Here is a 17,416-nt window from a genome sequence, read left to right as displayed (position 1 = left end):
ATCTTTGTTTTTTAACCTAAACATTGGGCTTCTACTATGTTTTTGTACGTTTTATTAAAACTTTCGGAGGCTAGTGATTTTAGATTAATTATATTCGTTTATTCTTCCCAGGTTAAATAGGCCGACACTAGCCAGTGATTCATTTCATCTCCTTCAATCTCCTGTGCATCACGAACACTAAAGCTAAAATGATGTTCGCCTTCTTTAAGTTCCAAATCAACAATGTATGGTCTTACGTCGGAGCCGGGACACCAATTAGAACGAGATAAGTCAGACGATGCCAATCGTTCTTCAATTACCTTCTCCTCGTATTGCCAGGTATTCCAATCGATGTAAGCAGCAGTATCCTCAATCAACCAAACACCAGATCCAGGATTAAAACGCCTGAAAGCAGCGCAGTCATCGCGCCATGGTATAAAATTAATCACCTCCTTACCATTCACTTTTACTATATTCACTTTCTTAACAAACTCATCACCTCCTGAGTGGCCTCCATGCCCTGTGGTAATGTAGTTTAATCGAATGTTCTTGGCCGAAGCAGGCACACTAGCTTTCAGCTCTAAATCTTTTCTGGCGAACAAATCAACATGTTTCTGCTCCTTAAAATAAGGAATGGTATTAAGCAATGACTTCACTTTGGCAGAAGGCTTTTCAGCATATTGATATTCTGTTTCGTCAAAATTCATCTCTACCGATACTGTATAGCCTTCTTTTGTCCAGGTATCAATCCAGATCCCAATCCAAACCTCTCCTTCCAATAGTGATAAACGCTCAGTAACATCTTGCTCCCACACCACTTTATCTTCCCAATGCGGAATGTATACAGGCTTACGTGAATCCATTTTGTCGTTATAATAACCGACTCCAAATGGCGTCATAAATCGCATGAGCTCCACAACAGGCTTATAGGTGTCGCTTGACACTATCCCCTTTAAATCTTCATGCTCTGCCTTTCCTTCGGGTAGAACACCATTAGGTTGCAAGCTTACAAAATTATCAACTGCTGTATTGGGTATCACAAACAAAGAACCTGATTTATCCCAACGATCGCCTGCCGATGCCACTGTAACCTTAACAGAAACGTCCACTTCACGTTGATAATCTGGCAACGATATTTTCTTCATTAAAATACGACCATCCATTATTCGATACGTCACATTTTGCTCATTTAATTCATCGCTAAAAGCCCCTGCATCAAAATACAAATGCTCATTATCAAATACAGAAATACTCTTATCACCTATGGAATCAATAACTTTTGGTCCGCAACCAAACAAAACAAATACAATAAATAGCCAAGCAACATACTTCATCTTTAAATATTTAAATGATAAATTAAATTTTTAATCGCCGAATTAACAGCGATAGCACTATTAATACTACAGACAAACTTGTAATTCCCCACCCCAAACCAAAGACTTCAACCAATATACCTAAAATCAAAGCAAATATGGCTGTAAAAACAGTTTCACTTTGCGATTCAACAGACATAACACTCGCCATCAAATCGTCATCAAACCTTAATGTTATATAATTCATCGCCAATGGTTTTCTTAGGTTCTGAATAATAAAAATACAACTAAAGAAAAGCAATGCGAATAAATAATAATCAAAAAGAAACAACATACCAGCAATAAACCCTAGTACATAACCAATAATTTGGAGTTGACTCAAGCTATTTTTGACGCCTTTGAGATACTTTTCAAATAGAAATGCCTTTTTAGAGGCAAATGATGTCAGCCAATAAATTAGGAAGTAAGTGACGCCAATATAAATAGCGATATTCTGCTCCTCCGAAAAACTTTTCGACAGTAATAACGAAGCTGACAAGCTGGTAACAATCAGTTGCACATAATCGCGCATCGCCTTATAGTATCCGGTAAAGCTACTTGTTAATACAAGAGCTTTTAAGGCAGATAGCTCTTTTACTGATTGATATAACGCAACCAGGTGCTTCTTAAAATCTAAAAGTATCGTACTCCATCCTTCGGATTTATTACCATTTAAATACGAGGGATATGAACTAATAAGTACTAAATCAAAAAAATAAGGAACAAGTGTAAACAAAAACATTAATGAATAATCGCCCGTGTAAAAAATAAAAGCTGCACTTAACAATGAAGAAATCGCAGCACCCTTTTGTGACCACGAGCGTGTCATGCCATAATATCGGGTTTTAATATCTAGCCACTGATTCCTTACAAGATAAGCATGAATCATTGCCTTATGAGTACCTGTTCTGAATGAATCGCCGACACCATAAAATAAGAAGGCCAACATAAATCCCCAGAAATTTGCGAACGAATAAAAAAGAACAAAGCTGATAAGATAGCTTACAAAAGCTCCTATCAGGGCACGCTTGCGCCCAAAAACATCAGCAATTACACCTGATATAATCTCAAATATATTGATAACCAATTCCCGAAAGGCGTACAATATGCCAATTTCAGAATAGCTAATGCCTTTATCAATAAAAAATAATAAGAGAACAGGGTCGAAGAACTTCAGGTTTTTAAAAAAACCATAAAGGCTAAATTTGTAGAACTGCTTATCTTTACTTATGCTCAACTTGTAAGTGTTATGGTAGTGCTAAAATAACAACAAGCTAATATTACTATAGTTCTTACGAGAATATATAAAATAAGAAAGCCGCCTTAAAGCATTCTTTAAGACGACTTTCAACTTTTAACCAAACCTAACCCTAAACTATGAGAAAACTTACTCAATATTTTTATTGGCACCTCAGGTGCCTAACTTTCAAATTCTAATACGTAAGAAATAAATTTTTGTTACGATATTTTGTTACAATTATTTTCCCTTATTCTCACATTGCAAATGTAAGTCGTTTTAACACTAACACATAATAACTAAAGTTAAAAGAAGTTAAAATCAAGCTTAAGAGATTATTAACAACTGACAGTCAACACCTTTTAAAATGTATAACTAAAAGTGATGTTAAAACTTTCGCGAACTTGAACCCTCGTAGACTCATTCGTAAAGTAACGTACCTGCCCAAGCAAACGAGTTGACAAAAATCGATTAATCCGCATATCCATAATAACCTCCCAGTCTATTTGAACTTGCCTGTCTTCATTGTCTTTTACTTTGCCCAAATATTGGTAAAACGCATCTAAACGTGATGACAACTTAATTTCTCTCGACATCTGATAGGCAAAATTGTTAACTACTGAAATACCATTAACCGCATTGTAATTCTTCCCTTTAGGAATACCATAATTTTCTTCCTTATACTTTACCGTATCAGCGACAATAGTAATACGTGTTGTGATAGGAGAAAGCAGTAATGTAAATTTATCATCGGGCTTAAAATCCATACCAACAGCAAACGACATATATGCAGGTGCAAAAAATCCTGAAATAGGCTCTTCCCGGTCTACATCGTCTTTTTCATAACCATTGAAAAACTGTGTTTTAAAATTGTATAAAAAACTATAGTACCATTTCTCCGATGCCTGATGACCATACTTCGTGTTAATTTCAATTAAATCGTTATTAACTCTACCCGGATCATTCTCGGTTGATACCACGCCAATTTTGTGAATAATATAATTATCCCACTCATGTTTACCTTTTTTATAATTGGCCATTAAACGCAAATCACTTCCTAAACTAATGCTGCTTTCTCCACCTTTAACCCAATTCTCAACATAACCTTGCGCCAATAGAATATTCTCTGTGCCTTTGAGCGTCCATGGTCCGGTTGAGAAACGCATTTTCTCTAAACTTGGGCGCGTATTATATGCATTATCTCTCAATAACAAATTTATCCCATCACGTGCCGAACGACGTTCTAAGAAACCGTCACCAATTCTTGGAGCATCAGGTATAGAATCCCAGGATAATTGAATGTTACCAGGTTGAGAAAATACGTAGTTATCTCTGGCCTCTGAAATAAAGTATTGCTTATCAAAAACAGAAGCATATTCATGAGATATTGAATTTGATTGCATTAACCCCTCATAATCCTTCAGTTCTTTCTGAACAAAAACGGTTGGTTGATAGTATATACGAGGATGAATCGGAACTCTGAATTTTGGTTCAAAAGTAAATACCTTAACATCATCTGCTACCAAAGAAGGAAATAAATATGCTTCAATTCGGATATCTTTTTCTATCTCATTAACAATGTAATCTGTAATATATAGCTTTGAGAGCTCTGGATACTTATCTACATTCTGATATTTATAAAGTGAAGACTGCCATTGACGATGCATTGATGGATTACCTGACCAATAACGCCAATCAAAACCATAACCTTGCCATTGAGCAAGAAGCGACGTGCTATAGCAGGTAACACACATACTAATAACGAATACTATTTTATAATATGAACGTGCAGATTGATTCATTCTAATACTGTAGGTCCTTTATGTGTCAGGTGAAATTCTATTGCAAAAATAACAGGAATATCCTTAAACCCGAAAATGAACAACTGCTAAAATGGTTTAAATACACTTTCCATATGTTCACAGACTCTAATTTATAAACAATTATTAAACAAACCGCAATGTGCCTATTCAGAGCACTATCATATCGATAACATAACTCAAGCACTACAAAACACTCTCCTGATTAACTTTTCTGACTTCTTTATGAGTCGCTTTAATTATCAAAACTATGACTTATTACAATTTAACAATTCTTTTTTTTGACTCTTGTGTATGTTTTTTACATTTGCACTGTTAATAGATCAAAATGGTGAATAACTATATACAATCTGCATTATCTAATCGCGTTTTTATAAACATTAAAAACCGCGACGAATTCACCTGTTAACAACCGCCAACGCGGAATACCACATTTTACATTTCAAGCGTTTTTATTTATCGATACATACCATATCCCTATTGGGCATACAGGCTATCTGATAGATAACATTTGATATTTCTAAAAAAACTAAAAACATAAATAATGGAATTACCTTTTTCAGAATCTTTTAAGATTAAGATGGTTGAACCCATCCGCAAAAGCACACGTACAGAAAGAGAAGCATGGATTAAAAATGCGAAGTATAACCTATTCAACTTACGAAGCGATCAGGTTTTTATTGACTTACTAACTGATAGTGGAACTGGCGCCATGAGTGATCGCCAGTGGGCAGCTATGATGTTAGGTGACGAAAGCTATGCCGGTGCATCATCGTATTACAATCTAAAAAATGCCATTAAAAACATACTTGGTTTTGATTACTTTTTACCGACACACCAAGGACGTGCAGCTGAAAATGTTCTTTTCTCAGCATTGGTAAAGGAAGGCGATGTAGTGCCTGGCAACTCACACTTCGATACAACTAAAGGTCACATCGAATTTAGAAAGGCAAGTGCTATTGACTGTACCATTGATGAAGCATTTGACACAACGGTTGACCATCCTTTTAAAGGCAACCTCGACTTAAATAAATTAGAGCACGTATTTCAATCGCATCCAAAAGAAAATATACCGATGGTAATTGTTACAGTTACCTGTAACTCATCTGGTGGGCAACCTGTTTCGATGGAAAATATGCGTGATGTATACGCCTTAGCTAAAGAGTATGGTATTCGTGTATTGTTTGACTCTGCTCGCTTTGCTGAAAACGCCTATTTCATTAAGCTTCGTGAAGAAGGATATGCTGATAAGAGCATTAAAGAGATTGTAAAAGAAATGTACTCATATGCCGATGGCATGACCATGAGTAGTAAAAAAGATGCCATTGTTAATATGGGCGGTTTTATTGCCTTGCGCGAAGAAGATCTTTACAAAAAAGCCAGCCAATTTAACATCATTTACGAAGGATTCGTCACCTATGGCGGAATGTCGGGCCGAGACATGAATGCATTGGCACAAGGACTGGATGAAGGTACCGAATTTGACTATTTGGAAACACGAATTAAGCAAGTGGCTTACCTTGGTAATAAATTAAAAGAGTTTGGTGTTCCTGTACAAGAGCCTTTTGGCGGCCATGCCATTTTTGTTGATGCCAAGCGTTTCTTACCGCATATCCCTAAAGAAGAATACATTGCCCAAACATTAGGCATTGAACTTTATAAAGAAGCAGGTATTCGTGGGGTTGAAATCGGCACCTTATTAGCAGATAGAGATCCGGCCACACGCGAAAATCGTTATCCTGATTTAGAGCTGTTGCGCCTGGCTATCCCTCGACGTGTATACACCAACAACCACATGGATGTTATTGCAGTAGCACTAAAGAATGTGTATGATCGTCGTGATGAGATTAAGCATGGTTATACCATTTTAGATGAGGCACCATTAATGCGCCATTTTACAGTGGAACTAGCTCCAGCGGTAACAGAAAGTGTAGAGAAGTAAGATAAACACTCATAATCACACACATTAAGACTGGCTCCCTATTGAGTCAGTCTTTTTTATTGATGATAACTTTGCTACCCTTTATTTTTTGGTTTGTTTTGTATTCCATTAGTTAAACCAAAACAACCTTATAGTGGTTGTACTTGTCGATACTCAATTACAATTAAATGAAAGACCTGACCGTAGGAAATGAAGCGAAGCTCATATTTAAATTTGCATTACCTATGGTTTTGGGCAATTTATTGCAACAGCTTTACCATGTTGTTGACAGTATAATTGTTGGAAATTACCTTGGCAAAGAAGCACTTGCAGCCATTGGCGCCTCCTCTCCTATTTTTTATGCACTAATAGCTTTTGTAATTGGTATAGGCAGTGGGGCAACAATTATTATCAGCCAGTATTTTGGTGCTAAAAACCTCGATAAGGTCAAAAGGGCAATTGATACGACCTATATCTTTTTGTTTATTGCTTCGATTATTATCACCACCATTGGTATAATCTTTAGTGAGGATATTTTTCGACTCCTACACGTTGAAGAAGAGGTAATACCCTTGGCAACTGATTATTTCAATGTTTTCATGATGGGCATGATCGCATTCTTTGGCTTTAGTGGTACTTCGTCAATTTTAAGAGGCTTAGGCGATTCAATGACACCTTTGTACTTCATGGTGATTGCCACTGTTGTTAACATTGTATTGGACATTGTTTTTATCGTTGTTTTTAATTGGGGAATTAGCGGCGTTGCATATGCCACCTTAATTGCCCAAGCTGGTGCTTTTATCTCTGGTGCTATTTACCTCAACAAAAAACATCAAATAATTTCTTTTAACATCTTCAAGTTTAGATTCGACAAAGAACTTTTCATGCAGAGCATCCGTATTGGTTTACCAACCGGATTTCAGCAGACATTTGTGGCTTTAGGAATTATGGCACTCATCAGGATTGTAAATAATTTTGACACCGATGTATTGGCTGCCTTTTCTGTTGCCAGTCGAATTGATGCTTTGGCAGCTATGCCCGCCCTCAACCTGGCTAGTGCCTTATCTGCTTTTGTTGGTCAAAACCTTGGAGCCAATAAAGTTGACCGAATAAAAAAAGGGCTTCGGGCCACATTATTTATGGCCTGGGGTATATCACTTGTTGTAATGTTAATAGTAGTATTCTTTGGCGAGTATATGATGCAGGCATTTACCCAGGATGAAGCAGTTATTGCTCATGGCACTAATTATCTGGTTATTGTAAGTTCATTTTACATGATTTTCTCAACCATGTTTGTAATGCACGGTGTATTGCGAGGGGCTGGTGACACGTTAATTCCAATGTTTATAACCCTATTCTCTCTTTGGGTTATTCGCATACCATTTGCCCTCGTCTTATCCAAACACTTTGGTGTCAATGGCATTTGGTGGGCCATTCCTATCGGATGGAGCATGGGATTAGCAGGCTCGCTCATCTATTACTTTACGGGGAGATGGAAGTTTAAAAGTGTCGTGAAACACAGCAATTAGATTGTTCCTACAACTGATTTAACAGGTTTTTGAAATCTTTAGACGAGGTAATAATTTGACAACGCGAAGGTATTTTGGGTTGCATCTCTTTAATTTGCAAACCCATAATATAAACAGGTATGTCAGGAATAGAGCCAGCTATTTCACTCATCAGCAGTTCTAACTCCTCCTGTTTACGAGCAGCAACAAATGAGGTAAATAAAGCATCAGCTTTTCGTACATCTACCACAACTTTTAAATCCTCAGTTGGAACAGATGCTCCCAAGTAAACCACATTATATCCTTCTTTTCGAGCTATAAGACTATAAAATAGCAAGCCAATTTCGTGTAACTCATTCTCCGGCAAGAAAAACACAATATTTTTATCGCCTTTAGGTATAAAGTTTTGCATTTCGTTATCAATGGCCACAATCAATTTCTGACGAATTAAGTTAGAAATAAAATGCTCCTGTGCTGGATTAATTGTTCCTGCTTGCCAAAGAATTCCAATACGATCAAGAAAAGGAAATAGAATTGTTTCTACCGTAGATTCAAACCCTAGTTTAATAATGGAATTGGTTAGTACATTGGTAAATTTACCTTCGTCCATCTCAAGCATGGACACCAATAAGCTTTCAATCTGCACATCGGTATTTCGGGTATCCAAACACAAATCTATGACACGCTCACGCAATTGAGCTTCATTCATCTGTGCAATTTTCGATATTTTATAACCATTTTGATTTAAAATAGATACATTCAATATTCGCTTCAGATCATCATCGTTGTAGTAACGAATATTAGTAGCAGTACGCTCTGGTTCAATAAGATTATATCGGCGTTCCCAAATCCTTATTGTGTGAGCTTTAATGCCCGAAATCTTTTCTAAATCTTTTATTGAGTAAAATGCCATATATCAGGTTGTAAAATATCTTCTTCTTAATGTTTGAATCTTTAACGCATTAAATGCAATTAATGTTCATCAATCCTGTATTTATTAAAAACAAAAATGGGGGCACAATCACCCCCATTAAGCTCAACGTCTGAACCGACTATTAAGGAACAATCACCTTATCAATAACGTGAACTATTCCATTTTTACCTTGAATATCGGCTGCTACCACATTAATGGTTCCATCAATTGAGACACCACTATCAACATTGATAGCAATCATTTTTTGATCATTAAGTGTTGGAACATTGCCGTTGCTTAAATCGGTTGAAGCCACATTACCACTAACCACATGAGCTAAAAGTATAGGCGTTAGGTCTTCTTTCGTCAGGTCATCAATTCCAGTAACATTAATGGCAGCAAATAACTCTTCAAAAGCTGCATTAGTCGGGGCAAAAACAGTTAAAGGATCATCTCCCGAAAGGGCATCTACCAATTCAGCTTTAACTACCGCCTGTACTAATATTGAGAAATTTGAATTATCCATGGCTATATCAACTATACCCGGAGGCATAATGACTTTATTTATCGCATGTATAATACCATTGGTTGCAACAACGTCGGTGGCCACCACCTCACTATCTGCATTTAACATTACACCACCATCCGTATCTACTTTAACACTGATGTTTCTTTCAAAAGCTGTACTTAATGTGGGGAAATACCCAGCCTCCACCATTGAAGCAGGAACAAAAGCACCAATGGCATGATAAAGGATCACAGATGAGAGTGTTTCTTTAGATAAATCATCCAATGTAATACCCATGTCTGTAAAAAACATATCAAAAGCATCGTTGGTTGGAGCGAACACGGTAAATGTAGCAGCATCGTCATCCAGAGCACCTGCCAATTCAGCTTTCACTACACCTGCAACAAGTGATGAAAATGCAGGGTTGGCAATGGCGTGATCAGTAATACTCATTGGCAAAATAACCTTGTCTATCACGTGGATGACTCCATTATCAGCTTTAATATCAGTAGCTGTTATCATTGCTCTTCCATTGATAGTACCAGTAGCCATATCAACATAGAATGATAGTCCATAGCCATCCATTGGTCCGGCACTTAACGAATTATAATAGCCAGTTTCAATCATGGATGCCATTTTCGAGCCCGAAACAACATGATACAACAGTACACTTGTCAAAACATCGTTTGAGATATCATCCAATCCACTTGCGCCAAGCTCCTCCAGCAAATCAGCAAAAGCGGCATTAGTTGGCGCAAAGACTGTGAACTCTCCGCTTTCTGAAGCCAAATCATCGTCCAAGCCAACTTTTTGTAAAGCCGCCACCAGGATGCTAAAGTCCGTATTGCCAGCAGCAATATCTGTAATAGTCATCGTCTCCACGGGCATTGGCTCTTCGTTACCCGCTTCATCATCGTCGTCATCATCACATGATACATTTACAAATGCCATACTTAATAAAAGTATCAATACCCAAAGGTTTTTTCCGAAATTGTCAATTACTCGTTTCATGTCCTTAATATTTAATGGTTTTTAAATGGTGATTTATAAGGTAAACCTGAGAGGCATATTTTTGTTTAATCTTTTTGTTTATTCTTTAGTCATTATTATGCATTCTAAATAAAACCTATTGATTGTTTAATATTTACAAATTTTATTTAGACAGACTTTTTATACATTCTATGGCTTTGTTTTCCTTAGTCATGTAGTAGAAAAAGATTACCTTTGCGCTTTACTTGTAACAACAGAAACTTATGATTCAATCGATGACCGGTTATGGGAAGGCCGTTTGCGAACTTCCTAACAAAAAGATAAGCATTGAAATCAAATCACTAAACAGCAAGCAGCTAGACCTAAATACTCGTCTACCAAACTTGTACCGGGAAAAAGAAATTGAAGTAAGAGGCTTACTTGGCAAACAATTATCGCGTGGAAAAATCGACCTGAGCTTTTATGTTGAGGCTGCCACATCAGATAAGATTACCAAAATAAATCAGCAAGTAATTGGCAGGTACCATGAGCAATTAAAATCAATTGCCGAAGATTTAGGCTTAGAAGGCTCTACAGACTATTTAAAAGTTATAATGCCGTTACCTGATACTGTTAAAATAGAATTAGCAGAGTTGGACGAAGAAGAGTGGAAAGCGATTATGGAAACTCTAAAATCGGCCATCAATGACATTATCGACTTCAGAAAGCGTGAAGGGCTGGCTTTAGAAAAAGATATTAAGGAACGAATAACACTAATTGGTGAATTATTAAAAGAAGTTCCTAACTACGAAACACAACGTATTGAAAAAATAAAGACACGCATACGTGAAAACCTGGAGGAACTAGGCCAAAGCAACAAGATAGACGAAAACCGCTTTGAACAGGAGATCATCTTTTACCTTGAAAAACTCGATGTGACCGAAGAAAAAGTACGATTAAAAAATCACCTTGACTACTTTATGGAAACTATCGAAAACAAAGATGCGGTTGGAAAGAAATTGGGTTTTATCTGCCAGGAGATTGGAAGAGAGATTAACACCCTTGGTTCTAAAGCCAATGATGCTGATCTCCAAAAAGTTGTTATTCGTATGAAAGATGAATTAGAGAAAATTAAGGAACAAATCCTTAACGTACTCTAAAACATAAAGCACTAGTCAATTTTGATCAATTGAAAGATTTCTGTTACCATACCACAGTGAGAAAAATGAAGAGAGAAGGTAAACTCATCATCTTTTCGGCACCTTCGGGTGCAGGAAAAAGCACTATTGTTCAAGCTTTATTAAATAAAGGTTTCAACATAGAATTTTCAATATCAGCCACTAGCCGCCAACCACGAGGCAACGAAAAGGATGGGGTGGAATATCACTTTTTAACACCCGATGAGTTTAGAGCTAAAATTAAAGAAGATGCCTTTTTAGAGTGGGAAGAAGTGTATGAAAACACGTTTTATGGAACACTCAAAAGCGAAGTAGAGCGCATTTGTTCCAAAGGAAGTAATATTGTATTTGATGTTGACGTTGTGGGTGGTGTCAATATAAAAAAGATGTACGGCAACAAAGCCATAAGTGTATTTGTACAACCTCCTTCGATTGAAGAACTCAAAACACGACTTGAAAATCGGGGAACCGACTCTGCCGAAAAAATCGCCATACGCATTGCCAAGGCTGAGAAAGAATTGGCTTTTGCCCCAGAGTTTGACAAAGTAATAATCAATGACAACCTCGAACAAGCTCTAGCAGAAACAGAAAAAGCGCTGTCACAATTCTTAAATAAATAATTAAGTGCAATCAGTCGGTTTATTCTTTGGCTCTTTTAATCCCATTCATATTGGGCATTTGGCTTTAGCCAATTACATGCACGAGTTCGAAGGTCTCAGTGAAATCTGGTTTGTGGTTAGTCCACTTAATCCGTTTAAAAAAGCAGATGACCTGCTTGATTCTGAACAGCGTATTGAAATGGTTAGACTGGCAACCGAAGAGCAAAAAACTTATCGAGCTGAAGACATTGAACTAAGCTTACCAATTCCTTCGTATACCATTGATACTCTTAATGCCCTAACCAAACGTTATCCTGAAAAAAAATTCAGCATAATCATGGGGGCTGACAACATTATTCGCTTTAACAAGTGGAAGTCGGCCGAGGAGATCATTAGCAATTACAACATTTTGATTTACCCACGACCAGGTTATCATCTTGACGCCAAACAATTACCCAACAATTGTAAGCTAAGCAATGCACCTCTGGTTGAGATAGCGTCATCTGATATCAGACAATGGATTAAAGAAGGAAAATCAACTCCTTACCTTGTTCCTGAAAGGGTATTTGAATACATCAAAGAGCACAAGCTTTACATCTAAATTGAGGTCACTAAAGAGAAATGGCCGGACAACACATTTGCTATCCGACCATCATTCATAACTAAAGGTATAAACTAATATTTTATTCGATTACAATAACAACAGGGTAATGATCGCTATAACCGCCATCATATCTGTTCCCTACATAAGTTCTGAAAGGATAGTCTTTATACTTTCCTTCCTGAACTTTTAATGGCTCTATACTGTACACGTAGCTATTTTTATATTTCAATGAAGCGGAGCCTGATAACAAACTTTGCGACATCACAATCTGATCAAACATATTCCAGGTTCCACGATAGCAAAGCGTTCCTTCACCCTCCTGATGCTTTTCGGCAAAAGGATTATACAAATCATCGTTTTGCAGATCCTTTTTAACAACCGCTCTCAACTCTTCTTTTACACTCACATTATGCGGATCATCATTCAAATCGCCCATAAGTATAATGTTAGCATGTTCATTAATACTTTGTAAAGAATCAACTATTGAACGACTTAACTGAGCAGCAGCTTTTCTTGACGGACGACTGCGCTCCTCTCCTCCATATCGCGATGGCCAGTGATTGACTACGACATGTAACATTTCACCCTTTACTAAGCCAGATACCAGTAATTGATCTCGCGTATAAATTCGGTCCCCATCATTCTGATCATATATATATAAAGGATGTGCCTTTACATTTTTTACTTCAAAAACACTTGGTTGATATAATAATGCCACGTCTATTCCACGTCTGTCAGGCGAATCCCTATGGATAATTTCATAGCCAAGTTCCTTAATAGAATTGTGGGCTACTAAATCTTCGATGACTGAACGGTTTTCAACCTCACACAGGCCAAGAATTGCAGGACCATTCACTCCAATGGTATCTCCTAAGTGTCGAATTATAGCTGCCATTTTATCAAGCTTATCAGCATAGCGAACAGAATTCCACATTTTTTGACCTTCTGGCGTAAACTCTCCATCTCTAACACCAGGTGAATTGATTGTGTCGAAAAGATTCTCCAGATTATAAAACCCCACAACCACAGGCTCGTTACTATTGCTAATGGTTCGTTCTGATATTGAACATGAAGCAATACATAAAGCTATACCAACGATAAAGAACGCCCTCTTAATAATTAACATATTCATTTAGTTTATGGATTCGAAAAATAGCAATTAATCCTAACATATCACAACTTCACTCCCTTATATACAACATGATAATTAAAACAAGACTAAACTCAATTCAAAATCACTAGACCCATTAGTCTAGTGCGCAACATATTAATACGAATAAAATCCCATAATTCACATTTACCCTTGTACAGCTTATAGCCTTAACAACAGAGCTCCACATAATATCAAGATTCATTTAGCAACACGATAAGAAACGTATTTCAACACCACACATATTGCGAATATAACAAATAGAGAGCACTCAATAATCAATTCGTATCTTTTTATTAGCATTTACTTACATATTAACATTTCATCCATCACCCCATCACAATGACTAAAAAATAGTGTCATATTCATATTCTACTGATTACACCCACTATTCAGGGCTCAATTACGATTGTTTTATTCGTATTTTAAGATATCGCCCCTTCAATACAAATATTACTATTTGACATTTTATTGGTCTTTTTTATTATTTTTTGTAAGTTTTTATTGTTTTTAAATAATGATTCGTTACTTTTGAACTAAGATTTAAAACAAATTACTCCATTACTAATTAAAAATAAGATTGTCATGTGTGGATTTGCAGTTTATACAGGAAGCGACAAAATGGACAAACTAAAGTTTGCCAGAGAGTTTAAAAAGATCCAATACCGAGGACCGGACAACTCAATTACCAGAGATTTTGATGATAACGGCTGGATGGGATTTCATCGATTAAGCATTATGGATGTTTCGGCCAATGGTAATCAGCCTCTAGTATATAAGCACATTAATTTGGTATGTAATGGAGAAGTATACAATTACAATGCGCTTAGAACTGAGTATGAATCATCATTTGAGTTTAAGTCAAGTAGTGATTGTGAAGTTATCATTCCTTTGTTTCTTGAAAAAGGCATCGAAGAAACAGCTAAAGCCTTAGATGCTGAATTTGTATTTGTCATCTACGACTCAGTTGCCAAGAAGTATTTTGCCGCGCGTGATCCAATTGGTATTCGTCCATTGTTTTATGGACATGACAAACAAGGTAAAATAATGTTTGCCAGCGAAATGAAGTCACTGCATGAAATGTGCGATGACGTAAAGCCGTTTCCTCCGGGACATTATTATGATGGTGAATCCATCAAACAGTACCGCGACATTTCTAAGGTTGACAAATACGTTGATCATGAGCAGGATGAGATTTTCATGAACATCAACCATTACCTGACAAAAGGTATTGAGAAACGCTTACATGCCGATGTGCCCGTAGGTTTCTTATTAAGTGGCGGTTTGGACTCAAGCTTAGTATGTGCCGTTGGGGCACGTATGCTAGACAAACCAATTCGCACCTTTGCGGTTGGTATTGAAGACGACCCGATTGATACAAAATACGCACGTGTGGTAGCTGATTACCTGGGTGCTGACCATACCGAAGTACTGTTTAAACGTCAGGATATATTTGACTCATTAAGCCACCTGATTTATTGTATCGAATCGTATGATATCACCACCATTCGTGCATCCATGGGTATGTACATGGTTTGTAAATACGTTACGGAGAACACTGACATTAAAGTATTGATGACGGGCGAAATTAGCGATGAGATATTCGGTTACAAATACACCGATTTCGCACCAAGCCCTGAAGCCTTCCAGCAGGAAGCAGAAAAGCGCCTTAACGAGATTTTCATGTACGATGTATTACGTGCTGACAGAAGCATATCATGCAATGGATTGGAAGCTCGTGTGCCTTTTGGTGACCTCGACTTTGTTGAGTATGTAATGAGTATACAGCCAGAGCGCAAAATGAACTTTACCGGCATTGGCAAATACCTTCTTCGAAAAGCTTTTGAAGGTGATTATCTGCCAAAAGATATTTTATACCGCGAGAAAGCAGCCTTCTCAGATGCAGTGGGGCACAGTGTTGTAGATTACTTAAAAGCTTATGCTGAAGAAATGTATAGCGATGAAGTTTTTGAAGCTAAAAAAGCAAAATACACGCATGCAACACCAATTTCAAAAGAATCATTGATGTATCGCGAGATTTTTGAAGAACATTTCCCAGGCAGAAGCCAATCTGTTAAAGATTTTTGGATGCCTAACAAAGAATGGGAGAACTGTAATGTGAACGACCCAAGTGCACGTGTTTTACCAAACTATGGTAAGAGTGGAGAATAATAAGTAAACATTAGCCATAAAAACAAAAGTGAAAGAGCTGGGTCGCCGCAAGGTTATCCAGCTTTTTTTGCTCCCATATGCCTCACAAAAACAAATCCATCTTACTACTGCTACACAAATAATAGCATTCAGCAAAGTAGCAAATACAGAATCTATACCTTCTACTCTTTCTTAAGAATAAAATAGATGTAAAGACTTAAAACGGCTGCAAACAAACACCATGTTGATATCATGTATTTCAGATAGAAAACCTTAGCAACAACAAACAGAAGTAGCATCATTAATCCAAGGTAATTAACAAACTTATTACTTGAAAAAACAAACGGAAAAACTGCAGGCAGCAAGTATAGAATACCACTCCACCAGTTTGTACTTTTAAAATGACCTACCGTATAAAAAATATGATGATTCTCAATTTGAGCGGTGACCTCATAGAAAACCATCCGATAGGCCAACACAATAAATAATGCAATTCCTGTTGCAAGAGAAAACCCTATTAAACGCTTTCTTAATTTGCGTTTCTCCATTACAAATACTGATAAAGGCACCCAAACAGGCCATATCAATTGAGCAAAAATCAGAAAACCGAATGTAAACAACGACACCAGATATTGGTAACTTTCACTCTCTAAAGTCAGCCATAAACAACCTTCAAAAAACTGTTGAATCCCAAAAAGAATTGGAATCAACGCAAATAAACGCTGCTCTTTATTATTACTTTTTTTGAAGGCAGCAACTCCAACTGTGGTAATTACTGCACTTGCTCCAAAACTTACTTCTGCCGAAAAACACATAAATTGAGATTTAGTTTTTTAAAGATAATGGATTCAATTACATAAAAAATAAACCTCTCCAATTAAACCCAAACGACCTAAAGATTTATATAAACCTTTAGGTCGCAATATTAGGTATTGACTATTTCTAAGCTTTACTAGCTACAATAGAAAGTCAATTGACTTCTTATAAAGCACTCTACTTAATAGGATACTTCCAAAACAACTGCTCTATCATATCATCAGTAGCCTTGGTTCTTTTTTGCCCACCCGATGGCGCCACAATACCTTCGGCCCGACCTTCCCATATCAGCTGCTTCTGCCTGACATCAATTAAACTCACAATAAGTGTACCTTCTCGATAGTTACTCACATCGGTTGAAGTATACCAACCACCCCAACCATAATAGTAAGGACCATAACCTCCGTAGTGCGTATTGGTTACGACCGTTTTTTCAACAGCAGTAACATAGCCGTTAATGAGTAAATCAGGCTGAGAAGATAAAACATACCCTCTTTTCTCCATCTCTAGCTTAATGGCATTTTTAATACGCCTTTTATCTAAATCATTGAGTTTTATCTCATCAAAACTCTGACTAAAACCAAAACTGTTGTATCCTCTAAAATCGGCTGAAGGATCCCAATCGGCTGTCGTACGAATGGAAGAGCATGCACTCAAAAGAACTCCTATTAAAACAAATATTATTAATCTCTTCATAACTACATCTTTAAT

Annotated in this window: 14 protein-coding genes; 6 read left to right on the top strand and 8 right to left on the bottom strand. The window is 37.0% G+C overall.

The features are described from left to right. Positions 1-98: 98 nt before the first annotated feature. The 3 genes from JIV24_RS13405 to JIV24_RS13395 form a co-directional block, all read right to left on the bottom strand. Positions 99-1,313, bottom strand: coding sequence for a PNGase F N-terminal domain-containing protein (locus tag JIV24_RS13405; RefSeq protein ID WP_200465563.1), 1,215 nt, complete (start codon positions 1,311-1,313; stop codon positions 99-101). A gap of 22 nt (positions 1,314-1,335) precedes the next feature. Next, positions 1,336-2,568: an MFS transporter gene (locus JIV24_RS13400; protein WP_200465562.1), complete on the bottom strand. Its 1,233-nt coding sequence runs from the start codon at positions 2,566-2,568 to the stop codon at positions 1,336-1,338. A 362-nt stretch (positions 2,569-2,930) separates the two neighbouring features. Then, complete coding sequence (locus JIV24_RS13395; RefSeq protein WP_200465561.1) at positions 2,931-4,370, bottom strand: DUF3078 domain-containing protein; 1,440 nt, start codon at positions 4,368-4,370, stop codon at positions 2,931-2,933. 562 nt (positions 4,371-4,932) lie between these two features. On the opposite strand from JIV24_RS13395, the gene JIV24_RS13390 reads away from it, so the two are divergent. Then, the gene (locus JIV24_RS13390) at positions 4,933-6,330 is read left to right on the top strand and encodes a tryptophanase (protein ID WP_200465560.1); all 1,398 of its coding nucleotides are present in this window, start codon (positions 4,933-4,935) and stop codon (positions 6,328-6,330) included. A 167-nt stretch (positions 6,331-6,497) separates the two neighbouring features. Then, complete coding sequence (locus tag JIV24_RS13385; RefSeq protein WP_200465559.1) at positions 6,498-7,838, top strand: MATE family efflux transporter; 1,341 nt, start codon at positions 6,498-6,500, stop codon at positions 7,836-7,838. A 7-nt stretch (positions 7,839-7,845) separates the two neighbouring features. Here the strand turns inward: JIV24_RS13385 and JIV24_RS13380 are convergent, their stop codons facing one another. Together JIV24_RS13380 and JIV24_RS13375 are read right to left on the bottom strand one after the other, a co-directional pair. Next, on the bottom strand, positions 7,846-8,730 hold the full coding sequence (locus tag JIV24_RS13380; RefSeq protein WP_200465558.1) for a MerR family transcriptional regulator: 885 nt from the start codon (positions 8,728-8,730) through the stop codon (positions 7,846-7,848). Positions 8,731-8,872: 142 nt separating this feature from the next. Then, positions 8,873-10,249 (bottom strand): fasciclin domain-containing protein, encoded by a 1,377-nt coding sequence (locus JIV24_RS13375; protein WP_200465557.1) that lies wholly within the window; start codon positions 10,247-10,249, stop codon positions 8,873-8,875. Positions 10,250-10,491: 242 nt separating this feature from the next. Between JIV24_RS13375 and JIV24_RS13370 the strand changes: the two genes are divergently transcribed. The 3 genes from JIV24_RS13370 to nadD all read left to right on the top strand — a co-directional run bounded on the left by JIV24_RS13370 (position 10,492) and on the right by nadD (position 12,585). Next, on the top strand, positions 10,492-11,367 hold the full coding sequence (locus JIV24_RS13370; protein ID WP_200465556.1) for a YicC/YloC family endoribonuclease: 876 nt from the start codon (positions 10,492-10,494) through the stop codon (positions 11,365-11,367). A 65-nt stretch (positions 11,368-11,432) separates the two neighbouring features. Further along, complete coding sequence (gene gmk / locus JIV24_RS13365) at positions 11,433-12,005, top strand: guanylate kinase (protein WP_200465555.1); 573 nt, start codon at positions 11,433-11,435, stop codon at positions 12,003-12,005. Between the two features lie 4 nt (positions 12,006-12,009). After that, positions 12,010-12,585, top strand: a complete 576-nt coding sequence (gene nadD, locus JIV24_RS13360) for a nicotinate (nicotinamide) nucleotide adenylyltransferase (RefSeq protein WP_200465554.1) — start codon at positions 12,010-12,012, stop codon at positions 12,583-12,585. Positions 12,586-12,667: 82 nt separating this feature from the next. Here the strand turns inward: nadD and JIV24_RS13355 are convergent, their stop codons facing one another. Further along, positions 12,668-13,714 (bottom strand): endonuclease/exonuclease/phosphatase family protein, encoded by a 1,047-nt coding sequence (locus JIV24_RS13355; protein ID WP_200465553.1) that lies wholly within the window; start codon positions 13,712-13,714, stop codon positions 12,668-12,670. Between the two features lie 609 nt (positions 13,715-14,323). Between JIV24_RS13355 and asnB the strand changes: the two genes are divergently transcribed. Then, the gene (gene asnB, locus JIV24_RS13350; RefSeq protein WP_200465552.1) at positions 14,324-15,910 is read left to right on the top strand and encodes an asparagine synthase B; all 1,587 of its coding nucleotides are present in this window, start codon (positions 14,324-14,326) and stop codon (positions 15,908-15,910) included. 161 nt (positions 15,911-16,071) lie between these two features. Here the strand turns inward: asnB and JIV24_RS13345 are convergent, their stop codons facing one another. Beyond that, on the bottom strand, positions 16,072-16,704 hold the full coding sequence (locus JIV24_RS13345; RefSeq protein ID WP_200465551.1) for a DUF6629 family protein: 633 nt from the start codon (positions 16,702-16,704) through the stop codon (positions 16,072-16,074). Between the two features lie 178 nt (positions 16,705-16,882). Beyond that, positions 16,883-17,401: a DUF4136 domain-containing protein gene (locus JIV24_RS13340; protein WP_200465550.1), complete on the bottom strand. Its 519-nt coding sequence runs from the start codon at positions 17,399-17,401 to the stop codon at positions 16,883-16,885. Positions 17,402-17,416 lie beyond the last annotated feature (15 nt).

Source organism: Carboxylicivirga marina (assembly GCF_016612505.1).
Classification (GTDB): Bacteria; Bacteroidota; Bacteroidia; order Bacteroidales; family Marinilabiliaceae; genus Carboxylicivirga; species Carboxylicivirga marina.
This window is presented reverse-complemented; position numbering and strand designations above follow the sequence as displayed.

Excerpts from the sequence above, each read along its gene's own strand:
- JIV24_RS13405 (WP_200465563.1), bottom strand. The coding sequence starts at position 1,313 with ATGAAGTATGTTGCTTGGCTATTTATTGTATTTGTTTTGTTTGGTTGC.
- JIV24_RS13395 (WP_200465561.1), bottom strand. The coding sequence starts at position 4,370 with ATGAATCAATCTGCACGTTCATATTATAAAATAGTATTCGTTATTAGT.
- JIV24_RS13390 (WP_200465560.1), top strand. The coding sequence starts at position 4,933 with ATGGAATTACCTTTTTCAGAATCTTTTAAGATTAAGATGGTTGAACCC.
- JIV24_RS13385 (WP_200465559.1), top strand. The coding sequence starts at position 6,498 with ATGAAAGACCTGACCGTAGGAAATGAAGCGAAGCTCATATTTAAATTT.
- JIV24_RS13380 (WP_200465558.1), bottom strand. The coding sequence starts at position 8,730 with ATGGCATTTTACTCAATAAAAGATTTAGAAAAGATTTCGGGCATTAAA.
- JIV24_RS13375 (WP_200465557.1), bottom strand. The coding sequence starts at position 10,249 with ATGAAACGAGTAATTGACAATTTCGGAAAAAACCTTTGGGTATTGATA.
- JIV24_RS13370 (WP_200465556.1), top strand. The coding sequence starts at position 10,492 with ATGATTCAATCGATGACCGGTTATGGGAAGGCCGTTTGCGAACTTCCT.
- gmk (WP_200465555.1), top strand. The coding sequence starts at position 11,433 with ATGAAGAGAGAAGGTAAACTCATCATCTTTTCGGCACCTTCGGGTGCA.
- JIV24_RS13355 (WP_200465553.1), bottom strand. The coding sequence starts at position 13,714 with ATGTTAATTATTAAGAGGGCGTTCTTTATCGTTGGTATAGCTTTATGT.
- asnB (WP_200465552.1), top strand. The coding sequence starts at position 14,324 with ATGTGTGGATTTGCAGTTTATACAGGAAGCGACAAAATGGACAAACTA.
- JIV24_RS13345 (WP_200465551.1), bottom strand. The coding sequence starts at position 16,704 with ATGTGTTTTTCGGCAGAAGTAAGTTTTGGAGCAAGTGCAGTAATTACC.
- JIV24_RS13340 (WP_200465550.1), bottom strand. The coding sequence starts at position 17,401 with ATGAAGAGATTAATAATATTTGTTTTAATAGGAGTTCTTTTGAGTGCA.